Here is a 14,304-nt window from a genome sequence, read left to right as displayed (position 1 = left end):
CGTCGGCGCGGGCGTCCTCGGCGCGCCGCTCCGCCGTCGGTTCCGGTGGCGAACGCAGGGCCAACCGGTTTCCGGCGGTGCGAGTAATTGCCGTCCATGACCAACGACGACCGACAGCTCGGCGTCGACCTCGGCGAGTTGGGCGACGACCTCGAGTCCGCGGACTACCCGCTGAGCGAGGACGAACTGATGGAGCGCTACGGCGACGAGGAGATCGAGATGGAGGGGAACACGACGACCCTCGAGGAACTCATCGGGCCGCTCAACCAAGAGGAGTACCAGGACTACGGCGACGTCGAGACGGCGATCATGAACATGGTCGGCGACGAGGCGATCGGACGGAAGAACTACAGCGACCGCACCCCGCCCGCGTCAGGCGAACAGCGACAGGACGAAGGTGCGCCGGACCAGGACAATCAGGAAGGACAGGAGTCGTTCTGAGCGCGTCCGAAGCGGAACCGGTCGTTCGAGACCGAGACGAGGTGGAGGTATCGCCAGTACTTTTCAGCGGAGAGTGAACAGCGTGCGAGCGAACGAGCCACTTCTGCCGGTGGCGACTGTTTCGATGGTCGCCTCGAGCGGCGCGTCGGACGTTTCGGCGGTATCGGAGGCGAGGACGTAGACGCCTACCCTTGCGCCGGTGCGCCGCCGGCCGGAGAGCGAAATCGCCTCGAGCTGATCAATCGTCGTCGTCGGTACTCACGTCCGTTCGGGCCTGCCGGCGCTGGGCGCGCTCGATGAACTCCTGTGGCAGTTCGTCGATCTCGCCGGCCTGGACGCCCCAGAGGTGCGAGTAGAGCCCGCCGTTCTCGAGCAGTGCCTCGTGTCCGCCGCGTTCGACGATCTCGCCGCCCTCGAGGACGAGGATCTGATCGGCGTCCTTGATCGTCGAGAGGCGGTGGGCGATGGCGAACGTGGTCCGGTCCGCCGCGAGCTCGTCGATTGAGCGCTGGATGAGCATCTCCGTCTCGGTGTCGACGTCGCTGGTCGCCTCGTCCAGGACGAGGATCTCGGGGTCCTTGAGGATCGCCCGCGCGATGGAGATGCGCTGGCGCTGGCCGCCCGAGAGTTTCACGCCGCGCTCGCCGACCTCGGTGTCGTAGCCGTCGGGGAGATTTTCAATGAACTCGTGGGCCTCGGCCATCTTCGCGGCCTCGATCACGTCCTCGCGGTCGGCGCCGAACGTGCCGTACGTGATGTTCTCCTCGACGGTGCCGTAGAAGAGGAACGTGTCCTGGCTGACGTAGCCGATCGACTCGCGCAGGCTCTCGAGGGTAACGTTTCGGACATCTTGACCGTCGACGGTGATCGCCCCCTCGTCGACGTCGTACATCCGTAAGAGGAGTTTGAGGACGGTCGATTTTCCCGCACCCGTCGGCCCCACGAGGGCCAGCGTCTCGCCGCCGGCGACGGTGAAGTCGACGTCCTCGACGATGGTCTCCTCGTCGTCGTAACCGAACGTGACGTCGTCGTACGAGACGCGGCCCTCCGTCACCTCGAGGTCGGTCGCGTTCGGGTTCTCCGCGACGCGGCTCGGTTCGTCCATGAGGCCGAACATCCGCGCCGAAGAGGCCCTGGCGCGCTGGTACATATTGATGATCTGCCCGAACTGGGCCATCGGCCAGATGAAGCGCTGCGTGTAGAGGATGAAGACGACGAACTCACCCTCGGTCAGGGTGCCGGTGAAGGAGCCGGGCGGGCCCTGAAAGACCCACAGACCGCCGACGAGGAAGGTGACGACGAAGCCGATGCCGGCGAGGACGCGCAGTCCCGGGAAGAACTTGATGCGCGTCTCGATGGCGTCCCAGTTGGCGTCGAAGTAATCCTGCGAGACGTCCTCGACGCGCTCGGACTCGTAGTCTTCGGTGGTACTCGACTTGATTACCTGGATCCCGCCGAGGTTGTTCTCGAGTCGCGAGTTGACCTTGCCGACGGTCGACCGGACGGCGGCGTACTTGGGCTGGATGATCTTGACGAACAGGTAGGTGAAGCCGGCGATCAGCGGCACCGGAAGCAGAGCAACCAGCGCGAGTTGCCAGTTGTAGGCGAAGAGGATCACGCCGATTCCGACGATCATTACCGCCATCCGAAACAGGGAGTTCATCCCGTCGTTGAGGAATCGCTCGAGGCGGTTGACGTCGTTCGAGAGGATGGACATCATCTCCCCGGTCTGCTTGTCCGCGAAGAAGTCCATGTTCAGCCGCTGCATCTTGTCGTAGGTGTCGGTCCGGATGTCGTGTTGGATGTTCTGGGCGAAGGCGTTGAAGCCCCAGTTGCGAAGCCAGTGAAACGCCGCGCCGAGGAAGAAGGCGGCGGCGATGACGCCGACGGTCAGGTAGAACTGCCCCTCCTGGGTCGCGGGGACGTACGGGGCAACAAGGTCGCCGCCGAAGGGGAGGGACTCGGCGTAGCCGGCCTCACCGCGGAAGACGGCGTCGAGCGCGACCGCCAGCATGATCGGCGGCAGCAGATCCAGAATCCGGGCGAAGGTGCTCGCGAAGACGCCGACGACCGCCTGAAACGCGTAGTTGCGCCCGTACTCGAGGAACAGCCGCTTCATCGGGTTCTCGATCTCCTCGCGTTGTTCCTCGAACGGGTCGTCCTCCTCCCAGTCGACGCCACTCCCGCTCATTGTTCTCGAGTCCGGGTCGGCCGCCAATAAGGGTTTGCTACGAATCGAAACGGTGGTCTGCGGGGATCGACCGGCGTCTCACTCGTACTCGATTTCGATCTCGTCGCCGGGTTCCATTCCGGTCTCGGTAGCGTAGCCGCGGGGCACCTCGAGAACCCACTTCGCCTCGCCGGAGTACTCGAGATTCTCGCCGTCCTCGCCGGCTTCGGGCGCGCGGGCGTGCTCGATCGCCGTGATCTCGCCGTCGGCGCCGACGAAGACGATGTCGATGTCGAAGTCCATCTCCCGCATCACGTAGGTTCGTTCGTCCTCGTCGCCGTGGACGAACAGCATCCCCTCGCCGTCCGCGAGCGACTCGTGATCACTCAACCCGGTGTAGCGTTCGTTCGGCGTGTCCGCGACCTCGACGTCGACGGTCGCGAGCCCCGCGCCGGTGTCGCCGTCGACGACGCGGACGGTGCCCTCGTCTTCGGTCCACGGCGGCGTGACCAGCCCCATCTGAAGAACGAGCATGGCGATCACGCCGACAGCTGCAACCGCCAGGAGGGCCTTCTGGACGCGTTCGAGGGCCATGATCGATCCTCGAGCGCGAGAAAGTAAAGGTTATTCGGACGGGGTGATTTGGTTCGGATGCGGGCTCGTGGTCTAGCTGGTCATGACGCGGCCTTTACAAGGCCGAGGTCGGTGGTTCGAACCCGCCCGAGCCCATTTCTGAGACGAACGAAAGTGAGTCACAGGAATGTATGCGAGGGCTTTCGAACGAGAGAAGACGTAGCGCGAACGAAGTGAGCGACCGTCTTCGCGTTGTTCGAACCCGCCCGAGCCCCGCTTCGACTCGAGCCAGTCTCTCTCGAACGCACTCGAGTCGATCTCTCTTCAAGCGTACGAGCCAGCGCACCGCCAAGCCTCGCGACGAGAGTGCACTCCCGGGCCATCCATTCTCGCTCGCCACCGACCGCGGACGACCGTCCGGAAACGCTGCGCTCGGAACGGGACCGTCGGCGATCATTCGGACCTGCCGAATCCGACCGAGCCGACGCCGAACCGGACGAAGACCGCTCGACGACGAACGGGTCAGCGTTTGGCCACGAGGTCCAGCCACTGCGAGGACCAGAGCCACTCCGAGGACGACGGTCCGTCCTCCTCGCTGGTCGCGATTCGGACGCCGACGACGCCGGACATCGACTCAGGTTCCCACTCCGCTTCGGCGGGCGCCGGTCGGAACGCGTCTTCGTCTCGAGACTCGAGCATACGCTGTCCGAGGAGACACGTTCGGGACGGATAGTTACGCGTTCCCCTCCGCGCGGTACTCGAGCGATACCGGACCGTTGCTCGTGGTATCGACCGCGTGGCGAGTCGGTAGCGACCGCATTACGGCCCGTCACCGGCCGTTGGGGAGTTCCCACGGCCTCATTGTGCGCTCCCGAAGGCGGATTCGTCGGGCCACTGTTACACCCCAGCCTCACTCGTTCGATGCCGGCATCGCGCTCCCGTCGACCGACGGTTCGAACGAACGCAGGCATCGCGGTCGAGAGATCCTCGCGAGTCGATTGCCACCGCGCGTGTCGCCGGCGGACGAGGACCGGAATCGCCTCGATACCGAGCAGTTTGGCGATGACCAGCCGGTGACCGTCCCGGACGGCGTGCAACAGCGCGCCGTCCCGGCCGATCCTGATCGTAATCTCCTCGAGTCGGGGGTCGAGCGTTCGATCTCGGTCGCCGGCAGCGACTCGCCACCACGGATTTGACGCGCTCCGGACGCCGCACGCTGGACGGTCGATTCATCTATCGGGGATCTTATGAGCGCATCCTGTACTTCCTCTCGAGACGGTGTCCATTCCAGTACCGATGACGCTCTTGCATTCGATACACTACTCGTCTCGGCGGGTAGATGGCTCGTTGCAGTCAGTGAAACAGTCAGGTGACTGTCTATTTCGCCAACCCGATTTGGGCCGCTCGCTGTGGCTGCCGTTCGGATTCGACGCGTCGCTCGAACCGCTCCGTTCTCTACCACGAGACGCCAGGAACTGGTTTCCAATGACGTATTATGGACACTCGTTTGTTAAGACAGTCCCCCGTCGGTAATGTAAGGATATCTCTCTCGAAACCGATTTTGCGGAGCTGGAATCGCTCCGACGCGCTGGTAGCGTCGTCACGTCCCTGCTCACTGATTGTCGCGAGTCGTTCAAACCGAATCGTCCCGCGAGAAAACAGTCACTGTGCCTCGAGCGACACGGTTCGCCGTCGTCGGTTCGGGCGGCGGTTCGAATCGAGCTACTGCTTGAGTCGGGCGACGTTCTCCCGAACGCGTCCCAGGAGGCCGTCGCCGGACTCGCGTTCGAGCGCGGCGTGGAGTGTCGAATTCTCCGGTTCGTCCTTGACGACGACGCGGAGGTACGGCTCGAGCTGGTCGAAGTTGTCCCCGAGGACGACCGTGTGGTTGTCCTCGTCGTGGTCGACGACGCCCGCGTCGGCCAGTTTCGGGACGTGACACTGGACGGAGGAGACGTAGACGCTCTTGTACTCGTTCTTGGCGACTTCGTCCGGGGGTACGTCGTGTTCCCAGCCGGCGACCTGTTCGGCCAGCGTCGAGAGTTCGATCGGATCTTCCTGCCCGCGGAGTGCGTAGAGGAGGTACCGCCGTCGCCGGTTCGCGAGCAGTTCGAGGATGGTATCTGCCGAGAGTTGTCGTCCCTCCTGACTCGAGGTAAGTGCCTCCATAACACGATATTACTCGCCGGCCCGGAAAAGGGTGTCTTGAATATCTAAAAATCCAACACACACGAATCAATGACTGATAAACTCGAGCGTATTCTCCGCGTTACTTTTCGATGTGTTTTCCTAACCCCACCTATCACAAACGAAATGATACTCGTGTAGGCGGCTGTCATACCGGCTCTGATTCGAAATCCTTTTTTATACGATCGACAGAGATAGAGGTGCGCCGCCTTAGCTCAGACTGGGAGAGCACTCGACTGAAGATCGAGCTGTCCCCGGTTCAAATCCGGGAGGCGGCATATTCTACAGCGACGAACGAAGTGAGGAGACGTAGAAACGACGCCGAGCGGATTCTGAACTAGACTGAGGTTCTGCGAGCGAAGCTCTCTCACGACAGAGTATTGTACTATCAATTTAATCCGTGAATTATGAGTGTACTCGAGATACTGACGGAGGCGATCGACGGCTACCTCTCGGGCGGGGCAGAAGAAGCGGTTTCGGAAGGGATCGAGGAAACGGCCGAAGAAGCGACTGGAGAAGAGTTCTAACTGGCTTTTAGGCCGTCTCAAGCGAACCGCTGCACTCAGTTCGAGGGCGGCAATCGAGACCGCGAGCGGGCAGAAACCGGAACCCGACGTGGCCGTGGCCAACGGTTATGCGTCCGCCGGCAGTAACACGCCCGTGAGCGAGACACCACAAAACGAGAGCGACACGTTCGAGATCGGAGACAGAACCGTTCATCGGCTCGGCTTCGGGGCGATGCGTCTCACCGGCGACGAGATCATCGGGCCGCCCGAGGACGAGGACCAGGCCCGCGAGGTGCTCCAGCGGGCGGTCGATATCGGCGTCGATCTCGTCGACACGGCCGACTCCTACGGCCCCGCAGTCAGCGAACGGCTCATCGGCGAGGCGATCGGCGATCGCGACGACGTGCTGGTTGCGACCAAGGCCGGCCTGTTGCGCAACCGCGAGGGCGAGTGGCTCGCCCACGGCGATCCCGACTACATCCGCAATCAGGTGCTCACCTCGCTGGATCGCCTGCAGACCGATACTATCGACCTCTACCAGTTCCACCGGCCCGACGACGACACGCCCTTCGAGGACTCGGTTGCGGCCTTCGCCGAACTCAAAGACGAGGGGCTCGTCGACGAGGTGGGGCTCAGCAACGTCTCGCCGGAACACATCGATCAGGCCCGCGAGCAGGTCGAGATCGCGACGGTCCAGAACCGCTACAACGTCGGCGACCGCGGCGCCGCCGACGCCCTCGAACTCTGTACCGAGGAGGGGATCGGCTTCATTCCGTGGGCGCCGATCAACGGCGACGACGTCGACGAGCACGGCGATCTCCTGGACGAGATCGCCGACGAACACGACGCGACGCGCCGCCAGGTCGCCCTGGCGTGGCTCCTCGAGCGGTCGGCGGTTATCCTGCCGATTCCGGGCACCTCGAGTCCGGAGCACCTCGAGTCGAACGTCGCGGCCTCGCAGCTGTCGCTGTCCGAGGACGAGGTCCAGCGGTTGACCGACGCGGCCGACTGAGCGCTTCTGCCGCGATCCCTCTCTGACGTCGACGCCGTTCCGACGCAGGCCGTCGGTGATCGCATCGGCCTTCGGAAACGGATTGCGGATCGACGTGATCGTCGCCTGCGGCGATCAGTCGTCGCCCGGTTCGTAGCGGAAGACGCCCTTGATCCGGCAGTCGAAATCGGCCGCCAGTTCGCGGCTCGAACCGTATCGGCCGCCGCCGACGCGTTGCCCGTCCATCGCGAGACGCCGACCGCTGCTGCGAGCCCTGCGTGCGTCGGAGGGGCTGAGAGCGGTCGGAACCGTCGCCGGCGTACGATGTCCCTCCGCCCGGGAACGCTTATCCTCGTCCGAATCGACGTCTGGACCGTACGGTCTCCGAACGGCTATGACTGACGACGAAAACGGTTCTCGAGGACCGGCGTCCGACGCTCCCGCTACCGTCGTCGATCCCGACCGGATCGCCGCGGTGGCGGATCAGTTCATTCGATACGTCGAACTGGTCGCCGCGTGGGTCTTCGCGATCCTCTTTGCGATCGGGGTCGTCGATCTGACGCTGCAGATCCTGCGGTCGATTCAAACGGGGAACATCACCGATCCGCTCGTCGTCATCGGGTTCATCGACACGGGGCTCCTCTTGCTGATAATCGTCGAAGTGTATCACACGGTCATCGCGTACACGCAGGAGAGCGACACCCGACAGATCGTCAGGCTCGTGATCTACACGGGAGTGATCGCGATGGTCCGAAAAGCGATCATCTTCCGGACGAGCGAGTACGCGAGCACGCAAGACGCCCTGTTCGCCGCGATCTCGTACACGATCATCATCTTCGGACTCGTCGCGTTGCTCTTCGCGGAGCGCGTGTACGGGAGGTCGCCGTGAGTCCGGCCGCCCGTTTCGGTCCCGTCGACTAACCTCCGGCCCGTACAGACGAGAGGCGTCCCGCGAGAGCGCTCGATCCGCGGTCCGGTTCCACCGACGCGCGACACCCCGTCAATTCAGGCCGTATCTCTAACTACTCGACCGAGAGACGGTCGGTATGAGTGATCTGTCTCCGATCACCGACCTGTCCGACGACGAGCGAGCGGCCCTCGAAGAGATCGAGCGCGGCCTCGAGGAAGTACGCCGAGCCCATGGCGCGCTCGTAGATTTTCACCACGCGGTCGGCCGCGGGATCGACCACTTCGACGAGGCACTCGCGGAGCTCGGCGACGGCCGACGATATCCGATCGAGCGCGCCGAGCGAGACGAGCTCGAGGAGTCGGCGTAGCGTCGGAACGCCGTCGAGCGTTGGGGTCTCTCTCGAGCGTCGGCTCGAGCGGTCGACTGGCTCAACTCTCGAGTTGGCTGGCGATGCGATTCGAGAGTTCGGTGAGGTAGAACGAGCCCCAGATCGCGGCGACGCCGGCGCCGACGACGTCGTAGAAGAGGTCGACGATCGTGTCATTGAGGCCGTGCTGGGCGACGACCGCGCTGAGGCCGAGTTGCTGTGCGCTCCAGTCGAGCGCGAACTCCAGGAGCTCCCAGAGGACGCCGAAGGCCAGCACGAACACGAGGATGAAGGCGATCAGCATCCGCGGCGGGAAGTAGATCTCGTCGGTGTGGAGGTCGATCGCCCGGACGACGGCGTAGCCCGCCGCGGCGACGATCGACGCCGAGACGGTGTGGGTCAGACTGTCCCACGGGCCGATGAAGCTGTAGAGGCCCGCGGAGCCGAGCGCGTGTAGGAACACCGCCGCGGTGAGCCAGAAGACCAGTCCCGGCTCGAGGGGCAGTCGCCGGTCCCGTTCGAACACCGCGGGGAGGAACGTGATCCCGAGCGCGATGGCGCTGTTGGAGACCGTCGTCAGGTCCCGCGTGACGAACCCGTACAGCAGGAGGACGGCGAGGGCGACCTGCATCGTTCGCGAGAGGATCTCGACGGTTCGGTCGGGGGCGTCCAACCGGTCGCGAATCAGACTCGGGACCGGATCGGGTTCTTCGTCCGGCGCGTCGTCGTCCGGCTCCGCCTCACCCGGAGCGTCGTTGATGGGAGAGTACGCTCGCGTCTGATCGCTGTCGTTCGGCGCGTACGAAAAATAGCGCCCGAAGACGACGCTAGCGAGGAGTCCGGCTAGGGCCGCGTACGCGAAGTCGATCATCAGCGCGCGGTTGGCGGCGTCCTGCGAGCGACCGTCGAGGACGTAGTTGGTGCCGACGGTCACGTCGGCCAGCCACTGAGCGACGTTCCACGTTCCGGCGACCGCCAGCGTCGTGAGCACGACCAGGACGATCGCGAACGTGTGGTTCATTCGCACGGCCGTGAACCGATCGATCTCCACGGTCGCGACGAGCGCGACCGCGGCGACGGCAACGTAGGTCGCGACCGTCGTCAGCGAGGACTGACCGAACAGCGTCGCGTCGACGACGGGAACGGCGACCAGCGCCAGCAGTTCCCACGGCGGCATCGCGAGCGGATCGCGGAACGCGGCCACCGGGAGCAGGACGATCGCGACCGCGAAGCCGGTGAAGGCGAACCAGCGGTACGACTCGGCGAGGCCGTGGTTGATCGCGAAGGCGACGAGCGCGAGCGTGACGATCCAGGCCAGCGCCGCGTTCCGTGCGGGCTCGTCGACGGTCCGTCCGAGTCCGGCATTGGCCATGCGGGTTCGTACGCGACCGCCGTCCTAAACGCGGACGCATGAACACGCCGCCGAACGGGCTACTCGAGGTGGTGTTCGGCATCTCGTATCGGCCTCGAGCGCTCAGGTCGGGAATCGCTGACTCGAGCGGCCAATCAGTCGCCGACGTAGACAGTCTTCAGGCGCGAGCCGCAGTGGGGACAACAGAGGGTCTGCCACGTCGTCGGATCGAGCCCGCCCATCGTTTTCGTTCGACGGGCCTCGTCGAACGCGACCGTCCGCCCGCAGGTGTCGCAATCGAACGAATCGTCCGGATCGGTCGTCGCCATCGCTCGAGCGTAGGTCCCCCTCGATATTGGATGTTCGCGTGGATCCACGGGGCGGTTCGAACGCCGCCCCGGCCGCGGCCGAACAGTGAACTTCGCGGGCCTTGAGGAGGGGGACATGGTCGACGCGGACGCGCTCGACGACCTCGAGCACGGACTGGCGCGAGTGAACGGCGTCAAACTGCACTACGTGACGGCGGGCGAGGGGCCGCCGCTGGTGTTGCTCCACGGCTGGCCCCAAACCTGGTACGAGTGGCGCGCGGTGATTCCCGCTCTCGCCGACGACTACACCGTCATCGCGCCGGATCTCCGCGGCATGGGCGACTCCGAAACGCCCGCGGCGGGCTACGACAAGGACACCGTCGCGACCGATGTTCGCGAACTCGTCGCCCACCTCGGCTTCGGCGACGACCCGATCGCGCTCGTCGGCCACGACTGGGGGATGGCGACGGCTTACGCCTACGCCGCCCAGTATCGCGGCGAGGTCGGCGCCCTCTGCGTCCTCGACGCCGGGCTCCCGGGCGTCCGCGAGGAGGAGAAACGGCGGCTCTGGCACACGCGCTTTCACTCCGTTCCCGACCTGCCCGAACGACTGGTCGCCGGACGGGAGCGGCTCTACCTCTCGTGGTTCTACAAGCAGGGCGCCTACGACCCCTCAGCGATTGATACCGACGCCCGCGACGAGTACGTCCGCTGTTACTCCCAGCCCGGCGGGCTCCGGGGCGGCTTCGAGTACTACCGCGCCTACGACGAGGACGCCGAGAATAACGACGCGCACGCCGAGGACCCGCTCGAGACGCCGGTGCTCGCCCTCGGCGGCGCGACCTCCTTCCGCGAGCTGCCAATCGCGGACATGAACGCGGTCACGACCGACGTCGACGGCGAGGTCGTCGACCGGGCCGGCCACTGGATCCCCGAGGAACGACCCGAGTACTTCGTCGAGCGGTTGACCGGGTTCCTCGAGAACGCGATGTGACGGACACCGGCGGCTCGTTCACGATACCGTTTCGAAATGGCCGGGTGCGAGAATCGAACCCGACTGCGAGACTCACTTCGTTCGTCTCGCGTAGTTCGATTCTCTGACGACTCCTGCGGCTCACGAGTTTGTTCGCCGCAGGAAGTCCGGGTGCGAGAATCGAACCCGCGTCTCAGCCTCCACAAGGCTGAAGGATAACCACTACCCCAACCCGGACACGCTTACACAATCAGTTACGGCCGGTCCAACTGAAATACGTTACGACTCGAGTACGCGTCCGTGCGAGACAGTACCGCGTGATTCCGGGGCACTCGCCGGCCGCGACGCGGACCGGGACGTTTTTCGGCCCAGCGCCGCTAGGGCCGCCAACGCGTGGCCATCACCGATAAAATCTACGTCAAAAACCACCGGCAGCTCAGCTCCCAGCTCGAGACGAACATCCCGAAGGGCGCGTTCAAGGGGGCGACGCTGGACATGCTCTTCCAGGGTCAGGGCCTCGAGAAGTTAGACGACGCGACCCGGGATCGTGTCCTCGACTTCACGGAGGACTTCCTGGACTGTAGCTGCGACAACAACCCCTACTGTGGCTGCCCGGAACGAAAATTCATCCAGTACCTCCTCGAGTTGCGCGCACAGGGGCTGGGCCCGGACGCGATCGTCGACGTGATGACCGACGACTACATGGTCTACGCCTACCCCGGCGACGTCCTCTCGTTTCTGGACAACGGCGTCCGCACGCTCGAGGCGGCCGAGGGACTGGCGCGGATCGACGGTCAGGACGAGAAACGCGACGAGATCCGGCAGGCGAAGCAGAATCTCGCCCGATAGTACTCTCGTTGCCGCTGCTGACTGGAGAAACGGAACGTCGCACGATTTTACTATTTCTTACACGTGCCTAGAACAGATCTGACGATCCAGCACCTACATTTGGAAGAATAACCAATATGAATTTATAAAATCGTGTGTACGTAGGCGTATGGAGCAAGTATTGTTCGGGGCAGTCATCGTGTTTTGGATCGCTCTCGGATGGAGTCTCCTTCGATGGCTGGTAACCGGCGAGATGCCGGATTCACTCAAGAATCTCGGTTGATGTACCATCGCTATAAGCAGCAGGCCGAGTTCCGCGGAACCTGATTTCGAGGCGATTCATCCGAGATATTCAGCAGTCACACAGCGGGCACTCACGCTTCGGTTTCCCAACTCCGGCGCGCGCCACCACAGAAATCAGTTCAGTTCAATCTGCTCCGAGCGCCGACTATCGCAACTGGTACGATTCGTCTTCCTCGTCTAGATCGTCCAGCAACAGGATCTCGTCTTCCTCGTCCTCGAGTCGGTCCTGCAACTCGTTGACGTAGCCCTTGTACTCGTCGAGTTGCTCCCGGAGGTGTTCGGCCTCGAGTTCGAGGCGCTCGTGTTCGCGGACGAAGCTCTTGCGGACCTCGACGGTCGGCGGAAACGTCTGCTCCCCGTCATCGCTCCCCATCGCCTCGAGTTCGTCCTCGGGGACGACCTCGACCTGCCCGTCGTGTTCGACCAGTTGGTCGACGTAGTCCCGGAAGACGGCGGACAACGAGATGTCGCGCTCTTCGGCGATATCCTGGAGCGCCTCGAACGCGTCCTCGTTCACTCGAAACGAGATCGTCTTGTTCTTGTTGCCCATCTGTTTGTCGTCTATTCGTCGGGCGTGACACTTAACGATTCGTCAGACGACCACTCGATCGCCGCTTCCGGGACCCGACCTGCTATTCCGCTCGAGGCCCAACGTCGACCATGCCTCCCGACACGCCGGGACTCCACCACGTCACGGGACTGGTCGGCGACGCCCAGACGGCCGTCGACTTCTACGCGGGCGTCCTCGGCCTTCGCCTCGCGACCCAGACGGTGAACTTCGAGGACATCCTCCAGCACCACCTCTACTTCGGCGACGCGGTCGGCACGCCGGGGACGGTCCTGACCCACTTCCCGGACCCCCACACCGATCCGGGCCGGGTCGGCAAACCGCAGGTCGCGTCGGTCGCGTTCGCCGTTCCCGCGGGCTCCCTCGAGTACTGGCGGGACCGACTCGCCGATCACGACGTCGCGGTCGAGGGCCCGCTCGAGCGCTTCGAGGAGCGCGTCCTGCGATTCGAGGATCCCGACGGGACGCGACTGGAACTCGTCGCCGGCCCGCCCGACGCGCCGGACCCGAGCGGCGTCGAACCGTGGACCGACGGCCCGGTTCCCGACGAATCCGCGATCCGCGCGCTCCACGGCGTCTCGACACTGTCGGTCAATCCCTACGCGACCGCGAGCACGCTCGAGACGCTGGGCTTCGAGTACGAGGCCGAACTGGACGACCGAGCCCGGTATCGCGCCGCCGGCGATCGAGCGACGGTCGTCGACGTGCTCGACCGAGCCGCCGAGTTCGGCCGCGAGGGCCCCGGAACCCTGCACCACGTCGCGGTCCGCGTCGGGAGCGAGGACGAACTCCACGAGTGGCGGGAGCTCTTCGGCGACCGCGGCCACGACGTCTCGCGGGTCAAGGACCGCCACTTCTTCCACTCGCTGTACGTCCGCGAACCGGGCGGCGTCCTCTTCGAACTGGCGACCGAGAGTGACGGCGTCGCTGCCACCGGTCCCGAGGGCGGCCCCGGCGAGTCGCTGCACCTGCCCGACTGGTTCGAGCGGGATCGGGACCTGATCGAGAGCCAGTTGCCGGAGTTGACGGTTCCGGAGTCGACTGCGCGCGACGGCGACACCGGCGCCGCCGACAGCGCCGACGCCGGTAGCGACCGATGACGGGCCGGGACTCGAGTCGGACGATGGACTCGGTTTCGGGGCCCCACGCTGGGCAGCCGCTGCTCACGGCTGGTGCGCCCGCGCTGGCCGCCGAGGCCGCGCTCGTCGTCTGCCACGGTCGCGGCGCGACGGCCCAGGGCGTTGTCAACCTCTTCGAACCCGTATATCGACACGGCCTCGCCGTCCTCGCCCCGCAGGCCGAGCGGAGCCGCTGGTACCCCCGTTCGGCCGCCGCACCGCGAACTGAGAACGAGCCGTGGCTCTCCTCGAGCGTCGACTGTGTGGCCGCCGCTCTCGGGGCCGCGGCGGAGATCGGGATCCCGCCGGAGCAAACCGTCCTCGCGGGCTTCTCGCAGGGCGCCTGCGTCGCCGCGGAGTACGTCCGCCGGAACCCGAACCGCTACGGCGGGCTCGCCGTTCTCTCCGCGACCCTGCCGGGATCGGACGCCGAACTCGAGGCGACCGATATCGACGGCTCGCTGGCGGGGACACCGGTCCTGCTCGGCTACGGGACCGAGGACCCCCACGTCGATCCGTCGCGCGTCGCCGCGACGGCGCAACTCTTCGAACGAGCCGACGCCGCGGTCGACGAGCGGCGCTACCCCGAGACCGGCCACGAGGTCACCAACGACGAGTTCGCGGCGATCGGCGAGCTACTCGAGACCGCTCTCGAGGCGTGATCGGAGAGCGGACGCGGATGCGTCGCTCTCGGGTTGAGCGGCGCGAAA

At 65.0% G+C, this 14,304-nt stretch carries 15 protein-coding genes and 3 tRNA genes; 10 read left to right on the top strand and 8 right to left on the bottom strand.

What is annotated here, in order from left to right:
• The first annotated feature begins 96 nt into the window (after positions 1-96).
• Positions 97-441, top strand: coding sequence for a DUF5789 family protein (locus C477_RS02120; protein WP_008892780.1), 345 nt, complete (start codon positions 97-99; stop codon positions 439-441).
• Between the two features lie 238 nt (positions 442-679).
• Here C477_RS02120 and C477_RS02115 read toward each other — a convergent pair whose 3' ends face one another.
• Positions 680-2,632 carry an ABC transporter ATP-binding protein gene (locus C477_RS02115; protein WP_008892779.1) on the bottom strand — a complete coding sequence of 651 codons (1,953 nt, stop codon included), beginning with the start codon at positions 2,630-2,632 and terminating at the stop codon, positions 680-682.
• Positions 2,633-2,710: 78 nt separating this feature from the next.
• On the bottom strand, positions 2,711-3,205 hold the full coding sequence (locus C477_RS02110) for a DUF192 domain-containing protein (protein ID WP_008892778.1): 495 nt from the start codon (positions 3,203-3,205) through the stop codon (positions 2,711-2,713).
• A 61-nt stretch (positions 3,206-3,266) separates the two neighbouring features.
• Here C477_RS02110 and C477_RS02105 point away from each other — a divergent pair.
• Positions 3,267-3,340 (top strand) — tRNA-Val (locus C477_RS02105).
• Positions 3,341-3,706: 366 nt separating this feature from the next.
• Here the strand turns inward: C477_RS02105 and C477_RS23940 are convergent.
• The gene (locus tag C477_RS23940; protein WP_008892777.1) at positions 3,707-3,883 is read right to left on the bottom strand and encodes a hypothetical protein; all 177 of its coding nucleotides are present in this window, start codon (positions 3,881-3,883) and stop codon (positions 3,707-3,709) included.
• Positions 3,884-4,906: 1,023 nt separating this feature from the next.
• Positions 4,907-5,353, bottom strand: coding sequence for a DUF7344 domain-containing protein (locus tag C477_RS02095; protein WP_008892775.1), 447 nt, complete (start codon positions 5,351-5,353; stop codon positions 4,907-4,909).
• A 222-nt stretch (positions 5,354-5,575) separates the two neighbouring features.
• On the opposite strand from C477_RS02095, the gene C477_RS02090 reads away from it, so the two are divergent.
• From C477_RS02090 to C477_RS02075, 4 genes are all read left to right on the top strand, one after another.
• Positions 5,576-5,649: transfer RNA gene (locus tag C477_RS02090), tRNA-Phe, on the top strand.
• Positions 5,650-6,031: 382 nt separating this feature from the next.
• The gene (locus C477_RS02085; protein WP_008892773.1) at positions 6,032-6,889 is read left to right on the top strand and encodes an aldo/keto reductase; all 858 of its coding nucleotides are present in this window, start codon (positions 6,032-6,034) and stop codon (positions 6,887-6,889) included.
• A 373-nt stretch (positions 6,890-7,262) separates the two neighbouring features.
• Entirely contained in the window at positions 7,263-7,757 is a 495-nt protein-coding gene (locus C477_RS02080; protein WP_008892772.1) for a phosphate-starvation-inducible PsiE family protein, read from the top strand.
• A gap of 157 nt (positions 7,758-7,914) precedes the next feature.
• On the top strand, positions 7,915-8,145 hold the full coding sequence (locus C477_RS02075; protein WP_008892771.1) for a hypothetical protein: 231 nt from the start codon (positions 7,915-7,917) through the stop codon (positions 8,143-8,145).
• Positions 8,146-8,206: 61 nt separating this feature from the next.
• Here the strand turns inward: C477_RS02075 and C477_RS02070 are convergent, their stop codons facing one another.
• Both C477_RS02070 and C477_RS23935 read right to left on the bottom strand, forming a co-directional pair.
• Positions 8,207-9,517: a hypothetical protein gene (locus C477_RS02070; protein WP_008892770.1), complete on the bottom strand. Its 1,311-nt coding sequence runs from the start codon at positions 9,515-9,517 to the stop codon at positions 8,207-8,209.
• 134 nt (positions 9,518-9,651) lie between these two features.
• Positions 9,652-9,825, bottom strand: a complete 174-nt coding sequence (locus tag C477_RS23935; protein WP_008892769.1) for a hypothetical protein — start codon at positions 9,823-9,825, stop codon at positions 9,652-9,654.
• 115 nt (positions 9,826-9,940) lie between these two features.
• Here C477_RS23935 and C477_RS02065 point away from each other — a divergent pair, with 115 nt between their 5' ends.
• A complete protein-coding gene (locus tag C477_RS02065) occupies positions 9,941-10,798 on the top strand; it encodes an alpha/beta fold hydrolase (protein WP_049914145.1) in 858 nt (285 codons plus the stop codon).
• 144 nt (positions 10,799-10,942) lie between these two features.
• Here C477_RS02065 and C477_RS02060 read toward each other — a convergent pair.
• A tRNA-His gene (locus C477_RS02060) sits at positions 10,943-11,014 on the bottom strand.
• A 156-nt stretch (positions 11,015-11,170) separates the two neighbouring features.
• On the opposite strand from C477_RS02060, the gene C477_RS02055 reads away from it, so the two are divergent.
• Complete coding sequence (locus tag C477_RS02055; RefSeq protein WP_008892767.1) at positions 11,171-11,626, top strand: DUF5814 domain-containing protein; 456 nt, start codon at positions 11,171-11,173, stop codon at positions 11,624-11,626.
• A 427-nt stretch (positions 11,627-12,053) separates the two neighbouring features.
• Here C477_RS02055 and C477_RS02050 read toward each other — a convergent pair whose 3' ends face one another.
• A complete protein-coding gene (locus tag C477_RS02050) occupies positions 12,054-12,458 on the bottom strand; it encodes a ribbon-helix-helix protein, CopG family (RefSeq protein ID WP_008892766.1) in 405 nt (134 codons plus the stop codon).
• Between the two features lie 110 nt (positions 12,459-12,568).
• Between C477_RS02050 and C477_RS02045 the strand changes: the two genes are divergently transcribed.
• Both C477_RS02045 and C477_RS02040 read left to right on the top strand, forming a co-directional pair.
• Positions 12,569-13,576: a VOC family protein gene (locus tag C477_RS02045; RefSeq protein ID WP_008892765.1), complete on the top strand. Its 1,008-nt coding sequence runs from the start codon at positions 12,569-12,571 to the stop codon at positions 13,574-13,576.
• Positions 13,573-14,256 (top strand): alpha/beta hydrolase, encoded by a 684-nt coding sequence (locus C477_RS02040; protein WP_008892764.1) that lies wholly within the window; start codon positions 13,573-13,575, stop codon positions 14,254-14,256. Before C477_RS02045 ends, C477_RS02040 begins: the two co-directional genes overlap by 4 nt.
• Positions 14,257-14,304 lie beyond the last annotated feature (48 nt).

It is taken from the genome of Haloterrigena salina JCM 13891, assembly GCF_000337495.1.
GTDB classification, from domain to species: domain Archaea; phylum Halobacteriota; class Halobacteria; order Halobacteriales; family Natrialbaceae; genus Haloterrigena; species Haloterrigena salina.
Note: the sequence above shows the minus strand (reverse complement) of the source record. Positions and strands in the feature narration are given on the sequence as shown.

What these genes read in the sequence shown, in the direction of transcription:
- C477_RS02070 (WP_008892770.1), bottom strand. Translation starts at nt 9,517, where the DNA reads ATGGCCAATGCCGGACTCGGACGGACCGTCGACGAGCCCGCACGGAAC.
- C477_RS02095 (WP_008892775.1), bottom strand. Translation starts at nt 5,353, where the DNA reads ATGGAGGCACTTACCTCGAGTCAGGAGGGACGACAACTCTCGGCAGAT.
- C477_RS02045 (WP_008892765.1), top strand. Translation starts at nt 12,569, where the DNA reads ATGCCTCCCGACACGCCGGGACTCCACCACGTCACGGGACTGGTCGGC.
- C477_RS02115 (WP_008892779.1), bottom strand. Translation starts at nt 2,632, where the DNA reads ATGAGCGGGAGTGGCGTCGACTGGGAGGAGGACGACCCGTTCGAGGAA.
- C477_RS02040 (WP_008892764.1), top strand. Translation starts at nt 13,573, where the DNA reads ATGACGGGCCGGGACTCGAGTCGGACGATGGACTCGGTTTCGGGGCCC.
- C477_RS02080 (WP_008892772.1), top strand. Translation starts at nt 7,263, where the DNA reads ATGACTGACGACGAAAACGGTTCTCGAGGACCGGCGTCCGACGCTCCC.
- C477_RS23940 (WP_008892777.1), bottom strand. Translation starts at nt 3,883, where the DNA reads ATGCTCGAGTCTCGAGACGAAGACGCGTTCCGACCGGCGCCCGCCGAA.
- C477_RS02065 (WP_049914145.1), top strand. Translation starts at nt 9,941, where the DNA reads ATGGTCGACGCGGACGCGCTCGACGACCTCGAGCACGGACTGGCGCGA.
- C477_RS02050 (WP_008892766.1), bottom strand. Translation starts at nt 12,458, where the DNA reads ATGGGCAACAAGAACAAGACGATCTCGTTTCGAGTGAACGAGGACGCG.
- C477_RS02110 (WP_008892778.1), bottom strand. Translation starts at nt 3,205, where the DNA reads ATGGCCCTCGAACGCGTCCAGAAGGCCCTCCTGGCGGTTGCAGCTGTC.
- C477_RS23935 (WP_008892769.1), bottom strand. Translation starts at nt 9,825, where the DNA reads ATGGCGACGACCGATCCGGACGATTCGTTCGATTGCGACACCTGCGGG.
- C477_RS02120 (WP_008892780.1), top strand. Translation starts at nt 97, where the DNA reads ATGACCAACGACGACCGACAGCTCGGCGTCGACCTCGGCGAGTTGGGC.
- C477_RS02075 (WP_008892771.1), top strand. Translation starts at nt 7,915, where the DNA reads ATGAGTGATCTGTCTCCGATCACCGACCTGTCCGACGACGAGCGAGCG.